At 71.5% G+C, this 15,902-nt stretch carries 11 protein-coding genes; 3 read left to right on the top strand and 8 right to left on the bottom strand.

The annotated features are described in order from the left end of the window. Positions 1-19: 19 nt before the first annotated feature. A complete protein-coding gene (locus JT362_RS00720; protein WP_260188996.1) occupies positions 20-1,405 on the bottom strand; it encodes a TIR domain-containing protein in 1,386 nt (461 codons plus the stop codon). A gap of 126 nt (positions 1,406-1,531) precedes the next feature. Between JT362_RS00720 and JT362_RS00715 the strand changes: the two genes are divergently transcribed. Both JT362_RS00715 and JT362_RS00710 read left to right on the top strand, forming a co-directional pair. Further along, positions 1,532-3,001 carry a serine/threonine-protein kinase gene (locus JT362_RS00715; protein ID WP_260188995.1) on the top strand — a complete coding sequence of 490 codons (1,470 nt, stop codon included), beginning with the start codon at positions 1,532-1,534 and terminating at the stop codon, positions 2,999-3,001. A gap of 233 nt (positions 3,002-3,234) precedes the next feature. Then, the gene (locus JT362_RS00710) at positions 3,235-3,522 is read left to right on the top strand and encodes a hypothetical protein (RefSeq protein ID WP_260188994.1); all 288 of its coding nucleotides are present in this window, start codon (positions 3,235-3,237) and stop codon (positions 3,520-3,522) included. 82 nt (positions 3,523-3,604) lie between these two features. On the opposite strand, the gene JT362_RS00700 is transcribed toward JT362_RS00710, so the two are convergent. The 6 genes from JT362_RS00700 to JT362_RS00675 form a co-directional block, all read right to left on the bottom strand. Next, complete coding sequence (locus tag JT362_RS00700; RefSeq protein WP_375546424.1) at positions 3,605-8,371, bottom strand: ThuA domain-containing protein; 4,767 nt, start codon at positions 8,369-8,371, stop codon at positions 3,605-3,607. A gap of 82 nt (positions 8,372-8,453) precedes the next feature. Continuing rightward, positions 8,454-9,311: a sugar phosphate isomerase/epimerase family protein gene (locus JT362_RS00695; RefSeq protein ID WP_260188993.1), complete on the bottom strand. Its 858-nt coding sequence runs from the start codon at positions 9,309-9,311 to the stop codon at positions 8,454-8,456. After that, a complete protein-coding gene (locus tag JT362_RS00690) occupies positions 9,308-10,492 on the bottom strand; it encodes an ABC transporter substrate-binding protein (RefSeq protein ID WP_260188992.1) in 1,185 nt (394 codons plus the stop codon). Before JT362_RS00690 ends, JT362_RS00695 begins: the two co-directional genes overlap by 4 nt. A gap of 8 nt (positions 10,493-10,500) precedes the next feature. Beyond that, positions 10,501-11,478 (bottom strand): ABC transporter permease, encoded by a 978-nt coding sequence (locus JT362_RS00685; protein ID WP_260188991.1) that lies wholly within the window; start codon positions 11,476-11,478, stop codon positions 10,501-10,503. Continuing rightward, positions 11,475-12,404: an ABC transporter permease gene (locus JT362_RS00680; protein WP_260189015.1), complete on the bottom strand. Its 930-nt coding sequence runs from the start codon at positions 12,402-12,404 to the stop codon at positions 11,475-11,477. The genes JT362_RS00685 and JT362_RS00680 overlap by 4 nt, the downstream gene beginning before the upstream one ends. A 77-nt stretch (positions 12,405-12,481) precedes the next feature. Continuing rightward, positions 12,482-13,972 carry a sugar ABC transporter ATP-binding protein gene (locus JT362_RS00675; protein WP_260188990.1) on the bottom strand — a complete coding sequence of 497 codons (1,491 nt, stop codon included), beginning with the start codon at positions 13,970-13,972 and terminating at the stop codon, positions 12,482-12,484. A 200-nt stretch (positions 13,973-14,172) separates the two neighbouring features. Here JT362_RS00675 and JT362_RS00670 point away from each other — a divergent pair, with 200 nt between their 5' ends. Continuing rightward, on the top strand, positions 14,173-15,357 hold the full coding sequence (locus JT362_RS00670; protein ID WP_260188989.1) for an ROK family transcriptional regulator: 1,185 nt from the start codon (positions 14,173-14,175) through the stop codon (positions 15,355-15,357). 3 nt (positions 15,358-15,360) lie between these two features. Here the strand turns inward: JT362_RS00670 and JT362_RS00665 are convergent, their stop codons facing one another. Further along, complete coding sequence (locus JT362_RS00665) at positions 15,361-15,852, bottom strand: DUF4383 domain-containing protein (RefSeq protein WP_260188988.1); 492 nt, start codon at positions 15,850-15,852, stop codon at positions 15,361-15,363. Between the last annotated feature and the right edge of the window lie 50 nt (positions 15,853-15,902).

Genomic DNA, 15,902 nt, shown 5'->3' with positions numbered 1-15,902 from the left:
ACCGAACCACGCCGGCCGCTCAACGGAACAACTCGGCCACCGGATCCCGCCGCAACCGCTGCGCGTGCTCGAAATCCCGCAACCGCCCCGACGTCAACGTCCGCACCGTGAACCCCGGCCCCAGCCGAGGCGCCTTCACGAACACCCGCGAACCCGCCACCAACACCACCGTCCTCGGCACCAGCACCGCCCGCGCCAACGCCACCACCGCCACCGGATCCACCCCAGCCCCGGCCGGACACCGACGCCGCCACCACCGCCGCCACGGCGACCTCCCCGCCGCCAACCGCTCCACCCCACCCGCGGCATCCGCGAACGCCCGCTCGAACGCCCCCACCACCCCCGGATCCGCCGAGTCGAGAAAGTAGAACCCACGCTCCGCCGCCCCCACCGCCACAACCGCGTCCCGCACCGACTCCAACTCACCGAGCGACCCACCCGCATCCAACAACCCCGACACCGCCGACACCGCCGCCGGCACCCCACCCACCACCCGCACCACCACGTCCACGTCCCCGGCCGGCAACTCCGGCAACACCACCCGCACCAACCGCTCCGCCGCCACCCCCACCAACGGCGCCACCCCCACCACCCGGAACGGCGACGGCCAATCCCCACTCGGCGACGTCACCAGCACGTGCACCAGATCCCGATCCAACAACGCGGGCCACAACGCGTCCCGCACCGACCGGTAGTCCACCGCCCCGTCCACCACCAACAACGACGGACCACGCGGCCGCGTCAACACCGTCAACTGGTCCTCCGCGAACCGCGCGGGCGACGACCACCGCACATGCGTCCATCGCTCCCGATACCGCCGCACGAACCACGCCGCCAACGCCGACGTCCCCACCCCCGACCGACCCGCCACCACCACCGCGGGCCGAGGCACCTCGAACGCGGCCGCCAACCCGGCCAACTCCGCGTCCCGCCCCACCAACTCCACCGGGACCGGCGGCCGGTGCCGCACCCGGTTCGCCCGCACCCGATGCTCCTCCGAGCCGTCCGCCGCGGCCACCAGCCGCCGCTCCGCCTCCTCCAGCGACACCCCCACCAGCTCCACCGCCGCCAGATGCGCCAACACCGCCGGATACGGCACCGGACGCGGATCCACGTGCACCGGCACAACCCGCCTACCGAGCGCGTTCGCCACCGACACCGCCACCCGCAGAAACCCCACCCCCGACCGGGACAGCAGCACCACCACCTGCCCCGCCGCCCGCACCTCCCGCTCGAGCACCTGCCGCACGTCGAGCAGGTCACCCAACCCGTCCTGCAACGCCGCCACCGACCGGCCCGAGCCGCGCAGCACCCCCGCGCACCACACCGCCCACGCCTCGTCCACCCGCGCGTTCACGACCAGCACGTCGTGCCGCCCGGCCGCTGGGTACCCGGGCTCGCTCACGCACGGATCGTGCCACGCGACACGTTCCAGGTGGCCGCCGGAGTGTCCGCCTTGCCGTGCACGCCCCGTTCCGTTTGGGTATCACCCGATCGTGTAAACCCGGTCAGGTGGGAGCGGAACGCGCGAATGAACGTTGACGACCTCGTCGCCGGGCGATACCGGCTGACCGAACGGCTCGGCGCCGGCGGCATGGGCGTGGTCTGGCGAGCCCACGACGAACGCCTCCGCCGCACCGTCGCCATCAAGGAAGTCCTGCTGCCACCCGCACTCGACGACACCCGGCTCGACGAGATCCGCCGCCGCACCATGCGCGAAGGCCGCATCGCCGCCAAACTCCACCACCCACAACTCATCGCCGTCTACGACGTCATCGAGGACGACGGGCGTCCATTCATCGTGATGGAGCACCTGCCCTCCACCAGCCTCTCCCGCGTCCTCGACGACAAAGGCGCCCTCCCACCCCAGGAAGTCGCCCGCATCGGCGCCGAAGCTGCCGCCGCACTCGCCTCCGCACACGCCGCCGGCGTCGTACACCGCGACGTCAAACCCGCCAACATCCTCGTCGGCGACAACGGAACCGTGAAGATCACCGACTTCGGCGTCTCCCGCGTCGTCGAGGACGTCACCGGCACCAGCACCGGCACCTTCGTCGGCAGCCCCGCCTACCTGGCCCCCGAAGTCGCCCAAGGCCGCGACGTCACCTTCCCCGGCGACGTCTACTCCCTCGGCGCCACCCTCTACACCGCCGTCGAAGGCAACCCACCCGCCGGCAAGAGCGACAATCCCATGCTCCTGCTGCACCGCATCGCCTCCGGCTCGGTGGAACCACCCACCAAAGCCGGCCCCCTCACCGACATCCTCCTGCGCCTGCTCCACGCCGACCCCGACCAACGCCCCACCATGGAACAGGCCAGAACCACCCTCGCCGCCATCGCCGACGGCCGCACCGCCGAACCCCCACCCCCGACCGCACCCGTCCCACCACCCGCACCCGCACGGGAAGCGAACCGGCGCCGCGGCCCGCTCGCGCTCGCCGCCCTGTTCGTCGTCGTCGCCGTCGCCACCACCCTCATCGTGCTCGCCACCACCGGCGACGACACCGACAACCCCGCCGCACCCCCCGACCCATCCCCCACCGAGTCCACACCGGACACCAACACGAACACCCAGACCGAGACGACCACCGACTCCGAGACCACGACCACGACCACGACTCAACCCACCCAGAGCAGCCCCACCACCGAGGAACCCCCCGACCAGAACACTCCCCCACCGAACCCCGCGGCCACCCCGGCCGCCGCCGTCAGCAGCTACTACGCCCTGATGCCCGGCAACCCCGAAGAAGGCTGGACCCGGCTCACCCCCAACTTCCAGCAGAACCAGGCCCTCGGCTACGCCAACTACGTCGACTACTGGAGCGGCATCGACGCCGCCCCCGCATCGCAGATCTCCGCCCAGGGCAGCACCGTCGAGGTCACCATCGACTACGACTTCAGCGACGGCCGCCAGGTCCGCGAACGACACCGCTACCAGCTGGTCAACCAGAACGGCCGCTGGCTCTTCGACAGCGTCGCCGTACTCAGCAGTACCGGCTGACCCGTTCCCGTAAGCCTGCCAGCGGCCGGCCACCCCCGCTGGATCGCACCTGACGTTGGCCTGGCAGTGCGTTTTGCCGAGACCGTCGAACCCCGCGACGCGGCGGACCCCTCTCTTCCAGGCCTTCTTTGGTCCGGCAGGCGGCGGGTGGACGGCGCAGCGTCCGTGCGCTATAATCGGACATCAATATAGTTAATAGTAAATTTTTGTGGTCGGAAGGTAGGGTAGAGGTTGTGCTGGACACGGATGAGATTGGGCGGTTGCTGTTCGGTCGTCCGTGTCGGCTGCGCGTCGCGCTGTGGATCAACGCGCGCGGCGGCCGGCGGTTCTACCAGTCCGAGCCGCCGGACGAGGTCATCCCCCAGAGCGCGGCGGGTACCGAGCTACGCCGCTTCGTCCACCTGGGCATGCTGACCGAACACCGGGAGACCGGGAGCCGGCGCGTCTACTACGAGACCACGAGCAGTCCACTGTGGAGCGTTATCGTCGCCGCGGCGCGGGTGATCGGGCCGCCGAAGTAACCCCCGGACATGCGGAAGCCCCGGGCCGGTGGCAAGCCGGCCCGGGGCTCGGGGGCGGACCGGCATCCGCCCCCGTCTCGGGTTACCGCAGGTCGCTGATCACCGCGGCGGCGTCGGAACGGAGCACCGACCGCGCGTCGGCATCGGTCACCAGCAGCGACGTGGTCGCGCGGAACGTGGTGAGCAACCGGATCGCCCGGTCGGTCCGGTCCCGCTGGATCTCCCGGCGCGCCTGGTCGAGCTGGGCCTCCAGCACCAGCCCGGCCAGCCAGCCGACCTTGTTCTCCGCCTCGAACCGGTCGAGCATCGCCTGCAGGTCGGTGATCGACGTGCCGATCGTGAAGACCACCGTCCGCTCCGTCACGTGCCCCGCCACGTCCGGCGCCCGGACCACCAGCGTGTGCTCGCCGAGCGCCATGCCGGGCAGCTCCAGCCGGGTGCCCTTCGCCAGCGGCTCGCCGTCGAGTGTGGCCGTGACCTCGCCCAGGCCGGAGGCCGCGTCGGACGCCGTCCAGTCGACCACCCGGTCCTCGCTGTGGCCGTACGTGACGCCGTCGGCCAGGCCGGTCACCGCCAGCTCGGGTGCCGTGACATCGACCCGAACCTCGACCGAACCGGTCTCGGAGACGTTGCCGGCCCGGTCGGTTGCCCGGTACTCGACGGTGTGCGTGCCATCCTCGCCGACCGTGAACGGCTCGGCGTAGGCGGTCCACTCGCCGTCCCCGACGCGATACTCGGTGGCCGCGACACCCGAACCGTCACCGTCACCGGAGGTGAGGGTCACGGTCGGCGCCTCGGTGTGCCACCCCGACTCCCCCGGCTCGGGCGAGACGGCCGCGGCCACCTCGGGCGCGGTGCTGTCGACACCGGACACCCGGAACCAGTCGAAGTCGACGGTCACCGGGCCCTCGGTCTGCTGCGGGCCGATCGCCATCAGCCCGAACCGCGGATCCGGCACGTCGTTGGTGACCGGCTCACCGAGCGAGACCCACTCGCCGCCGCCGTCGGAGACCCAGCCCGCATAGGAGTTCCCGGTCTTGACCAGCCGCAGGTGCCACCAGCCGGACTCGGGACCGGCGCCCAGGGTCACCGACCGGTTGCCGCCGTTGCCGAACTGACCGTCGTTCTCCGACACCAGCTCCGCCCGCAGGTCCACGGTGGAACCCGGCCCGTTGAACGCGACCACGTCGAACTTCACGTAGTCGTCGTCGTTGCCGTGGACCATGAAGCCGGCCAGCTGGTACCGCTCGGCGAGCGGGGCCCGCATCCGGGTCTCCAGGGTCCAGTCGCCGCCGGGGGCGGTCTGCAGGACGAAGTTCCTCGGGTCGTCGTTCGCGGAGCCGTTGATGTCGCCGGGCAGGGTGTCGATGCTGAGCACCCCGTCGGCCATCCGCATCCCGGTGAGCTCGGGCCGGACCACGGCGTCCCACCGGCAGCCGTCGAGCCGGTCGGACTCGAACTCGTCGTTGCGGTCGACCGCCGCGTCCGGGTCGGCGCACTCGATCGGCGGCATCGGCGGGATCGTGACGACCACCGGCACCGAGGCCGCCTTCGACCGGCCGGTCGCGTCGGTGACCGTCACCTCCGCGGTGTAGGTGCCGGGCTCGGTGTAGGTGTGCGTCGGGTTCGCCTCGGTGGAGGTCGTCCCGTCACCGAGGTCCCAGGCGTAGGTGAACGGCTCGTCGCCCTCCGGATCGGTCACCGTGGTGGTGAACGAGACGTCGAGCGGCGCGCCGCCGCCTGCCGGGTCGGCGTTCACCGCGACGTACGGCGCCGCGTTGACCGACACGCCCTTGCCGACGAAGTGGAACGCGTCCACGGTGAACTGCCCGTCGGTGGTCGGCTTGAACACCGCGTGCAGGTTCGTCGTGCCGCCCGGGTCGGTGACCTCGGCCGGCGGGACCGTCACGTAACTGCCGCCGCCACCGGTGTCCGGCACCGGGATGGTGGCCACCAGGTCACCGGTCGGCGACCCGGCGCGCAGCTCGATCGCTCCCCCGGCACCGTTCGACGACACCCGCGCGGCGACCCCGTCGATCTGGTGCAGGTTCACCGGGTCGAACGCGATCCAGTCGCCGTCGGAGATGTCGCCGACGCGCTTGCCGGACTCCGCGCCCGCCTGCTCCTGCACCGCGATCCCGGACGCCGAGTCGTGGTACTCGGCCTGCTTGTGCTTGGGCTGGAGCTCCGCGAGGTCACGGCCGACCAGTCCGGGCTGGCCGTTCGCACCGCCGTCGGTGTAGCTCGCCTCGGCCGTGTAGAACACGTCCGCGCCGGCGTGACCGTCGTCGGTGATCGTGGTGAACTCGCCCGAGCAGGCGTTGATCGTGTCGGTCAGGTGGTCGTGCGCGTCGTGGCCGAGCGACACCCGGAGCACGGCGTTGGCGCAGTCGGTCTCCTCCTCCGGGTCGGTGATGGTCGTGTCGAACGCGACCTGGTCGCCGAAGTCGAAGAACCCGCCGTTCACCGGGCTGGTCAGCTCCACCGACGGCGCGGTGTTGCCGACGGTGACCGACACGTTCGCCACGCCGGTCTTGCCGGCCGGGTCGGTGACGGTGAGCTGGACGTTGTAGACGCCGTTCTCGGTGAACACGTGGCTCGGCGCCGGCTCGTCGGAGGTGGAGCCGTCACCGAAGTCCCACGAGTAGGTGACGTCCTCGCCCTCCGGGTCCTCGGAGCCCTCGGCCGAGAAGGACACCGACAGGGGTGCGATGCCGCTGGACGGCGTGGCCGACGCGTGGGCGATCGGCCGCCGGTCGCCCTGGGTGTAGTCGATGCGGTAGACGCCGGAGTCCGGGTTGTCCCGGCCGTAGCCGCCGCCCCACTCGACCATGTACATCGCGCCGTCCGGGCCGAACTTCATGTCCATCGGCGCGAGCGGGGTGTTCGAGACGTACCACGGGTCGATGGTCAGCAGGCCGCCCTCGGAGTCCTGGTTGAACAGGAACATCCGGTTGCGCGCCCACTCGTAGAAGAACGGCTTGCCGTCGTAGAACTCGGGGAACTTGGTGTCCGACTCGAGGTTCGGGTCGAACTCGTAGACCGGTCCGGCCATCGGGGCCTCGCCGCCGGTGCCCATCTCCGGGAACTCGTTGCCGTTCGCGCCGTTGCCGTACCAGACCGTCGCCTTCTTCGCGGGCGGCAGTTCGGTGAGGCCGGTGTTGTTCGGCGAGGTGTTGACCGGGTTCTCGCAGTCGAACTTCGGGCCGGAGGTCCCGGCGGCGAAGTCGTAGTCGTTGAACGGGATCCCGTCGGCCACGCAGTACGGCCAGCCGTAGAAGCCGGGTTCGGTGACCACGTTCCACTCGACCAGGCCGGCCGGGCCGCGGTTCGCGTTGTCCGCGCCCGCGTCCGGGCCGTAGTCGGCCATGTAGATCGTGCCGTCCGAGGTGATGGAGAACCGGAACGGGTTCCGGAAACCCATCGCGTAGATCTCCGGGCGGGTCAGCTCGGTGCCCGGAGCGAACATGTTGCCCTCGGGGATCGTGTACGAGCCGTCCGCCTCGGGGTGGATCCGCAGGATCTTGCCGCGCAGGTCGTTGGTGTTGGCGGAGGTCTTCTGCGCGTCGTACAGGTCGCGGCCCTCGCGCTCGTCGATCGGGCTGTACCCGCTCGACTCGAACGGGTTGGTGTCGTCGCCGACGCCGATGTAGAGGTTGCCGTTCGGACCGAACTCGAGGTAACCGCCGGTGTGGCCCGGCTCCTCGCGGCGGGACGCGGGGATGTCCAGCAGCGGGACCTCGCTGTCGGGGAGCACGACGTCGCCCTCGACGGTGAAGCGGGAGACGCGGTTGATCTCCTCGTCACCCGGTGGCGAGTAGTAGAGGTACAGGTGGCCGGTCTCGGCGAAGTCCGGGGAGAGCACCACCGAGGTCAGGCCGTCCTCGCCGCCGGCGTACACCGGCAGGTCCAGCGCGGTGGTGACGGCCCTGGTCTCCGGGTCCCACAGGCGGAGCTGGCCGAGGATCTCGGTGTAGAACACCCGCCCGTCCGGCGCGATGTCCAGTGAGGTCGGGGCCTTGGTGGTGTCGTCGAGGATGATCTTCTCGAAGCCGGCGTCCATGGTGGCGGTGCAGTCGGCGGGGATGGCGCCGGCCGCGGTCTGGATGCCGCCGAGCACGTGCTGCCGGAACAGCGGCTCGGAGTAGGAGGAGATGGAGTGGCCCATGCCGGTGGCCCAGACGCGGCCGCCCTCGGCGTCGCGGCACCAGGAGATCGGGTGGTCGGTGCCCATCGCCTCGGGGCCGGGGTCGTAGGTGTCCTCGTCGACCTCGAGCAGCGAGTGCACGTGCCCGCGCATCGTCGGGTGGAAGTTGTACCACTCCTCCGGCCGCTCCCAGCGGTCCGGCAGGTCCTTGGTGGACGCGTGCACGTCGTCGATGCGGTGCGTGGTGGCGTCGAGTCCGCCGGCGGAGTGCGCGGTCATGTGCGCGCCGCCGTTGACGAAGTCGTCCCACCAGGGGAACTCGGACTCGATGTTCATGTCGGTGGCGTTGTGCACCGCGGCGATGCCGCCGCCGTTGTTGACGTAGGTCTTCACGGCCTGCCGCTGGGCGTCGGTGTCCCAGACCATGCCGCCGTTCTGCATCATGATCACGACGTCGAAGGTGGCGAGGTCGTCGTCGTTGAAGACGGTGGCGTCCTCGCTGTGCACGACCTCGAAGTTGTGCTCGGCGGCGAGGTCGTTGACCATGTCGATGGCCGCGGGGATGGAGTCGTGGCGGTAGGCGCCCTCGGCGACCTTGGTGAACAGCAGGGCGCGGAACTCGGGTTCGGGCTGCGCCGCGGCGGCCGGGACGAGCCCGACCGCCATCGCGCCGGCGGTCAGCACACTGAGGGCAGTTCGCAAAAGGGGTCTGTGCATCGTTGCTTCCGTTTCGCGCAAGAAGTCCGCTTACGGCGTGCCGGCGCCGTGTGTTCTCCGAGCGGGTTCAGCTGCCGCGCATCACCTCCCGCAGGTGGGCCAGCCCGGTGCGGGCGAGGTCGTCCTGGGTCGGGGCCAGCGGCCGCCAGATCGACGCGGCGGTCGCGATGGTGGCGTTCTCACCGGTGAACGACTCGATGCACAGCGGGCCGAGGTACCCGGCGTCGTCGACGGCGGCGAGGATGCCCGGCCAGTCGAGGTGGTCGGCGCCGGGTGCGCCTCGGTCGTTGCCGCACACCTGGACGTGCGCGATCCGGCCGGCCGAGGCGCGGATGGCTCCGGTGAGGTCGGCCTCCTCGATGTTCTGGTGGTAGACGTCGATCGCGACCCCGCAGTGCGGCAGGTCGGCGATCGCCTCGATGGTCTGGCCGAGCGTGTTGAGCACGCTGGTCTCGTACCGGTTCAGCGGCTCCACGGCGATCGTGACCCCCGCGGTGCCGGCGTACGCGGCGACCGGGGCGAGGTTCTCCCGCAGCTCCGCGTAGGCCGACGCCCGCTCGACGTCCGACATCCGCCAGGTCCGCCCGACCGACGCGTACGCCGGCCCGGCGATCACACCCGAGCCGACCGCCGCGGCGGCGTCGACCACCCGGTACAGGTAGTCCTGGGTGGACTTGACGGTGGCCGCGTCCGCCCGGACCAGCTCCCGCCCCGGTGGCATCACCAGGCACACGGTGGCGCCCAGGCCGAGGTCACGCAGCACCCGCGCGGCCTCGGCCGGCGTCCAGTCCCCCGGGTTCTCCATCGGGAGTTCGAGCACGTCGAACCCCCACCCCTTGACCCGGACGGCCAGTTCCGCAAGCACCGCGTCGGTGAGCGGCGAGGTCCACACCCACGTGTTGACCCCGACCGGATGAACGCTCACTTCCACGGCTCCGGGTAGCCGGGCATGTCCTCGCAGCCGCACATGGCGTAGTGCAGGGGCGGCATGTCCTCGGCGACGTACTGGTCGACGTCGGACTGGGTGACGACCGGCTGGGGCAGCACCCACTCGCTGGGCACCTCCTCGCCGTTGAGGATCTTGAGCGCCGCGATGACCGGGGTGCGCCACTGGTAGGTCGGGTACGTCGGCGCGACCGCGGTCAGGCCCTCGTCGACCCACATGCGCAGGAAGTCCTGCTGGTCCTCGCCGACGAACGCAGGGACCTCGACGCCGTTGTCCTGGAACGCCTCGACCGCGGCTACCGCGGTGGCGCCGGCGTCCATCCACACGCCGTCGATCTGGCCCTCGCGCTGGATGTAGTCGGCGACGATGCTCTTGGTCTTGGCGGCGTCGCCGTCGGTGAACTCCACGCCGACGATGTCCAGGTCGCTCTCGGAGAAGATCTCGTTCGCGGCGGCCCAGCGCTGCTCGAGCACGTCCACGCCGGGCAGGATGCGCAGTGCGAGGATCTTGCCGCCGGCGTCGACCTCCTCGGTGAGGAACTCGGCGCCGTTGGCCCCGAACGCGAAGCCGCCGATCGGGTGGATGAACGTCACCGGGCAGTCGGTGTTCACGCCCCGGTCGAACACGATCACCGGCGCTCCGGCCTCGCACGCGGCCTCGACCGCCGGGGTGAGCGTCGCGGTGGTGTTCGGCGAGATGATGATCGCGTCGCAGTTCTGTCCGGCCAACGACTGGATGTCGCTGATCTGCTTGTCGTCCTTGGCCTCCGCGTCGAGCACGGTGAACTTCGTGATCTCCGGGTGCAGCTTCACCTCCTCCTGCATGGTGGTGAACCCGACCTGCCGCCACGGGTTGTTCACCGCGGCGTTGGAGAAGCAGAGGTGGTAGTTCCCGCCCGCCTTCTTGTACTGGGTGGTGTCGACCATCTCCGGCTGGATCATCTGCTCCCACGGCTTGTCCGCCGGTCCCAGCGGCTGCGCGTCGCGGAAGCCGAGCTGGCGCTCGTACTCGGCCTGGTCGAAGAACTCCGACTGGGTCGCGTCCGGTGCCGAGGTGTCGCCGCCCGCCGGCGGGTCCTCCGCGGGCAGCTCGCTGGAGCAGCCGGCGAGCACGAGCGCGGCCGCCGCCACGGCCGCGGCTAGTTTCCTGGTGATCGTCATTGATACCTCTACTGGGTCGGTGCTGGCTGTCTGGACGTGCGGAATCGGGTTCGGGGGCCGAGCGCGGCGTAGGCGACGGCGGCGATGATGATCACGCCCTGCACGGCCGACTCCAGCGCGCCGGCCACGCCGAGCAGGTTGAGCAGGGTGAACAGCGCCTCCAGCGACAGCGCGCCCGCGGTGGCGGCGACCACCGAGCCGCGGCCGCCGCCGAGCAGCACGCCGCCGAGTACGACGGCGGTGATCGCGCGGAACTCCAGCCCCTCGCCGACCTGGGCGGACACGCCGGCGAACCCGCCGAGCAGGATCGCGGCGACCGCGGCGAGCACGCCGGAGAGCACGAACGCCAGCAGCCGCAGCCGGTCGACCCGGCCGCCGGAGAGGCTGACGGCCTGGTCGTTGTCGCCGGTCGCGACCAGCGCCCGCCCGGTGCCGCTGCGCATGAACAGCGCGGCGGCGACGAGGATCACCAGCAGGATCAGCACCGAGTACGGCACCTCGCCGAGCACCGGCACGTCCACCGAGCCGCGACCGAACTGGCGGAAACCCTCGGACAGCGCGCCGCGCGGGGCGCCGCCGGTCCACAGGAACACCGCGCCGTCGAGTACCAGCAGCATGCCGAGGGTGACGATGAACGACGGCACCAGCAGCTTCGTCGCGATCAGCCCGTTGACCAGGCCGACCAGCAGACCGAACGCGAGCACGAGCAGGATCACCCAGGCGGTCGCGGACTCCTGGCCGTCGATCATCCTGGCCGCGATCACCACGCCGGCGGTGACCAGCGCGCCCACCGACAGGTCGAACCCGCCGGAGACGATCACGAAGTACTGCCCGATCGCGAGGATCATCAGCGGCGCGGCCCGTTTGAGCAGCGCCAGGTACCCCTCGACCGAGTCGTACGCGGGCCCGGCGATCGCCAGCCCGACCAGCAGCGCGACGAGCACGACCAGCACCGGCGCCGTGCCCTCGGCGAGGCGGAGCCTCATGGCGACCTCCCAACCATGCGCCGGGCGTAGAGCGCGACCGCGGTGATCAGCACGACGCCGCGGACCACGTCCTTGAAGAACGGGTCGACCGCGAGCGCGTCGAAGGTCGTGTCCAGCGTGGCCAGGATGAACACGCCGCCGATCGTGCCGACGACGCCGCCGCGCCCGCCGGCGAGCAGGGTGCCGCCGAGCACCACCGCGGCGATCGACTCCAGGTCGAACACGGCGTCCGTGCCGACGTAGGGGGCGCCGGAGCCGAGCCGGCTGGCCAGGTAGATCCCGGCGAACCCGGCGGCCACCGAGCACAGCACGTGGGCGGTGAGGATGGTCCGCCGGGTCCGTACCCCCGAAAGGCGGGCGACCTCGATGTCGCCGCCCACGGCGTAGACGTGGTACCCGGGCCGGGAACGGGTGAGGAACCACCAGCAGGCCGCGGCGATCGCGAGCATGAGCAGCGCGGCGACCGGGATCGGCCCGATCCGGTCGTAGCCGAGGTGCTGGAACGTGCGCGGCACGTCGCCGGCCGGGCCGGTGTAGTTGTGCTCGAGGTAGCCGCGCAGGATCAGCGCGACGCCGAGGGTCGCGATGAACGCGTTGGCCTTGAGCACGGTGATGACCAGGCCGTTGACCAGCCCGACGACCGCGGCCACGGCGAGCGCGAGCAGCACGCCGGGCACGATCATGCCGTCCTGCCCGGCCATCGTCTCGGCGGCGACCAGCGAGGTGAGGCCGACCAGGTAGGCCACCGACAGGTCCAGCGAGCCGGTGAGGATCACGATGGTCTGACCGATCGCGACCAGGCCGAGCGCGGTGGCGCGGGTGAAGATGTTCAGCAGGCCCGCCTGGTCGAGCAGCACTCCCCCGCGCAGGCCGACCAGCACGCTGCCGACGATCAGCAGCACCACGAGCGCGAGGTAGACGATCACCGTCGGGGTGAGCGCGAACCGGCGGGTGCGCGGCTCGGGCGGCGTCGCCCGGACCGGTAAGGGCTTCTCCTGCACCGTCACGCGACCTCGCCCACCTCGTGCCCGGTGGCCAGACCCATCACGGCGGCCTCGCTCGCGCCGGCCGGGAGTTCGCCAGCGGGGGTGCCGTCGTGCATGACGACGATCCGGTCGCTCATGCCGATCAGCTCGGGGAGTTCGGAGGAGATCATCAGGATCGCGACGCCGCGGCGGGCGAGCTCGCGCAGCAGGTGGTGCACGGCCTGTTTGGCGCCGACGTCGATGCCCCGGGTCGGCTCGTCGACGATCAGCACCTTCGGGTCGACCGCGAGCCACTTGGCCAGCACGACCTTCTGCTGGTTGCCGCCGGAGAGGAACCGGACCTCCTGGTGTTCACCCCGGGAGACGACGTTGACCGAGTCGAGCAGCGCCCGCAGGTCGTCGGCGACGCGGGACCGTCGCCCGCGGAGCGCGGAGCGGCGCACCAGCAACGCGTTGTCCCGTACCGACTGGCGCAACGCGAGCCCCTCGCCCTTGCGGTCCTCGGTGACGAACGCGATCCCGTGGCGCACCGCCCCGCGCGGGCTGGTGATCCGCCGTGGCACGCCGTCGATCGCGAGCGTGCCCCGGGTGAACGGCTGGACGCCGAACACCGCGCGGGCGATCGCCGAGCGGCCGGCGCCCTGGAGTCCGGCGAGGCCCACGATCTCGCCCGCGCGGACCGCGAGGGTCACGTCGCGGACGCGGGCGTTGCCGGCGTCGGTGAGGTCGAGCCGGACCGCGCCGAGCTCGTCGGGGGCGGCCCGGTCCGGGTAGAGGGTGCTCAGCTCGCGGCCGACCATGTGCCGGACCAGGTCCTCGGAGGTGAGGTCGGCGGTCGGGGCGGAGGCGACGAACGCGCCGTCCTTGAGCACGGTGATCCGGTCGGACAGGTCGAACACCTCCCGCATCCGGTGGGAGACGTAGAGGATCGCGATGCCGCGCTCCCGCAGGCGACGCACCAGGTCGTAGAGCAGTTCGACCTCGTGGTCGGCGAGTGCGGCGGTCGGCTCGTCCATGGCGAGCACGCGGGCGTCGGTGGCGAGCGCCTTGACGATCTCGACGACCTGGCGTTGCGCGACCGAGAGGGTGGACACCGCGGCGGTCGGGTCGATGCCGTCCTCGCCGAGCCAGTCGAGCAGCTCCCGGGTCTCGCGGACCATGCGGCGCCGGTCGACCCGCAGCCGCCGGACCGGCTCGCGGCCGAGGTGGACGTTCTCGGCGACGCTGCGGTGCGGCAGGAGCGTGAACTCCTGGTGGATGATCGCGATGCCGGCGCGCTGGGCGTCGGCGGGGCCGGCGAAGGTGTGCGCGACCCCGTCGATCTCGACGGTGCCCGCGTCCTGGCGGTGCACGCCGGCGAGCACCTTGAGCAGGGTGGACTTGCCGGCGCCGTTCTCCCCCATCAGCGCGTGCACCTCGCCGGCACGCAGCTCGAGGTCGACGTCGCGCAGGACGGTGACCCCGAGGAACGACTTGGTGATGCCGGCAAGCCGAACCGCACTGGTCACCCGCTCACCTCCCGCGCGCACAGGTCCGACCAGTGGTGGCCACAGCCTGTTAGGTGGGTCACAGACATACGGCGAACGTAAACCGTACTTATGGCGAATGTCAATCAAAAGCCGGGTAGTGGTCCGACCATTTGCGACGGTCAACCCGTGGAACAGCGGTTTCGGATGGCAGAAGTGCGCGAGTTGGGTTTAATTGGTGGATGCAGGACGGGCAGATCACCACCGCACCGCTTGGTTCAACGTCGCCAGGCGAGCTGCTTCGCCTGCTTCGGGACGGCCAGGCCCGCACCCGCGCTGAGCTGGCCCTCGAGACCGGACTGGCCCGCTCGACCGTGCGGTCCCGGCTCGACGCGCTGATGGACGCCGGGCTCGTCTCCGACGGGGGCAACGCCGCCACCACCGGCGGGCGGCCGGCCAGCCGGTTCGTGTTCAACGCCGGTGCGCGGCTGGCGCTGGCCGCCGACGTCGGCGCCACGCACGCGACGGTCGCGGTCACCGACCTCACCGGCGAGCCGCTGGTCACCGAGAAACTGGCCCTGGACATCGACGACGGCCCGGACGCCGTGCTCGGGTTGCTCACCGAGACCTGGCGGCGGCTGGTGACCGAACACGGGCTGACCGCACCGGTCGCCGGAGCCGGGATCGGCCTGCCCGGCCCGGTCGAGCACTCGACCGGCAAGCCGACCCATCCGCCGATCATGCCCGGCTGGAACGGCTACGACGTGCCGGCGAAAGTGCGTACGGAGTTCCCGGTGTCGGTGCTGGTCGACAACGAGGTCAACCTGATGGCGCTCGGCGAGCACGCGCGGGGCTTCCCGGCCGAGCAGAACATGATCTTCGTCAAGGTCGCCACCGGCATCGGCTCCGGCCTGATCAGCAACGGCAGGCTGCACCGCGGCGACGTCGGCGCGGCCGGCGACCTCGGCCACATCCTGGCGCCGAGCGCGGGCGACGTGCCCTGCCGCTGCGGCAACAGCGGCTGCCTGGAGGCGGTGGCCAGCGGAACCGCCGTGGCCGCGAAGCTCCGCTCGGCCGGCATCGAGGCCACCACCAGCGCCGACGTGGTCGCGCTCGTGCACGCCGGCAACCTCGCCGCCGGCCAGCAGGTGCGGCAGGCCGGCCGGGACATCGGCGAGGTGCTGGCCGCGAGCGTGAGCCTGTTCAACCCCTCGCTGATCGTCGTCGGCGGCTCACTGGCCCAGGCGGGCGAGATGCTGCTCGCCGGTGTCCGCGAGGCGATCTACCGCCGCTCGCTCCCGCTGGCGACCGAACACCTGCGCATCGTCCCGTCCCAGGCCGGGGCGAACGCGGGCGTGCTCGGTGCGGCCGCGATGGTCGTGCGGCACGCCCTGTCCCCCACCGTGCTGGACCGCGAACTGGCGTGAGGGTCAGCGCCCGCTGAACGCCCCCGCCAGCCGGGGCCGGTTGCCGGCGGCCGGACGCGGCCGGCGGGGCCGCGCGCTCGGGCTCGACACCGCGGCACGGGTACGGCGCCACCGGTCCGACTCCTCGCCCCGGTCGAGTTCCCTGGCCCGGTGCGCCGGCTCGGGCCGGTCGCCGACGACGCAGGCGAGCGCGATCATGCTCGCCGCGAACCAGAGATTCAGCCAGTCGTTCGTGGTGTTCAGCGCGCCGGCCGACCCGCTGGACAGGACGGTGACCGCGCCGTAGTGCCACAGCACGTAGAGCACGCCGCCGCCGATGAGGTACCGCCGCGAACCGCGCGCGCTGCGCACGACCGCGAGCCCGGCCAGCCCGAAACCCAGGTGCACCACGTGGTTCAGGCCGAAGCCGACACCCCGCGCCAGCCCGAACACCCCCGCCACCACGAACACCACCGCGATCACCGCGACCACGAGCCGTCCGGTCTGCTCCCTCATCGGCTACCTCCCCACTCCGGTTGATCATCGGTGCGGCGGGCTTCCCCGTC

The organism is Actinophytocola gossypii, from assembly GCF_025165815.1.
Taxonomy (GTDB): Bacteria; Actinomycetota; Actinomycetes; order Mycobacteriales; family Pseudonocardiaceae; genus Actinophytocola; species Actinophytocola gossypii.
This window is presented reverse-complemented; position numbering and strand designations above follow the sequence as displayed.